This is a genomic window from Mesorhizobium sp. LNHC229A00 (assembly GCF_000502415.1).
Classification (GTDB): Bacteria; Pseudomonadota; Alphaproteobacteria; order Rhizobiales; family Rhizobiaceae; genus Mesorhizobium.
In genome coordinates this window covers 1-917 of record NZ_AYWQ01000107.1, presented here as the reverse complement: position 1 = coordinate 917, position 917 = coordinate 1, and the positions used below count along the sequence as shown (strand labels likewise).

At 58.6% G+C, this 917-nt stretch carries 1 pseudogene; it reads left to right on the top strand.

From position 1 onward, the window contains the following. Positions 1-917 (top strand): annotated as a pseudogene (locus X742_RS1000000175140) (ATP-dependent helicase); the annotation flags it as partial.

Sequence of the window (917 nt, the reverse complement as noted above, 5' to 3'; positions counted from 1 at the left end):
GATAAATTGCGCCGCTTCCTTGCAAACATAGGCGGCATTCAGCTCGACCAAGTGACCATGATCACGGGACATCGCCGGCTTCCGCGCCGTCCAGGAACTGGTGGCGTCGCGCCAAAAGTGGCCGATCTCGGGACGATGTCTCCGCAAGCTCTCTTCGACGCGCTAGGCAGCCACAATCCTGTGTGGTCGTTGGTGGAAGGGCTTAAGGATCGATCGGTTCCAGCGGCAGAGCTCGAACGATTGGCCGGCGCGATCGGGGTGAACGGCGAAACACTGGCAATGGCTCTGGCGCGCGCCCAGAATGCAAATGGAGAAACATTGGCGCCTCTGCGCGTCCATTCCTTCCATCGCGCCTCACCTGGCCTTTGGTCCTGCACCAATCCAGATTGTCCCGCCAAAATGGGTGAAGGATGGTCGGCCGGAAGTGTTCTTTACGAGCGTGAAGAAACCTGTCCGTCATGCGGCATGCCCGTCGCCGAACTGTTCACATGCAACGAGTGCGGCGAAGCCTTCATGATTGCCGAGGAGAAAGGCGATCGCCTTACTCCGCCACGCAATCTGCCGCCCTCTGACGAGTTCCTTTTCGAAGCGGTCCGCGAAGTCGAAGATGATGGGGAGGATCAGGCTATCGAGGAAGTGCCCGCGTTAGACATGCCGTCGGTTCGTCACTGTTTTTCGCTGCAAGATGCAGGTCTGCTGCCCCTTTTCATAGACAAGGCGACTGGCCGTACGGCAGATTCGGGCGGTGAGGGCCGTTACCGTCTAACATCTCATGGCGATGGAACGGGACCTTGCCCCTCGTGCAGCGCCAGAAACAAGTCAGGTGACAAGCTCTATCCTTTCCGCTTTGGCGCTCCTTTCATCATTGGCAACGCGGCTCCAATGCTGCTTGCGGCCATGCCTCCTACCGATAAAGT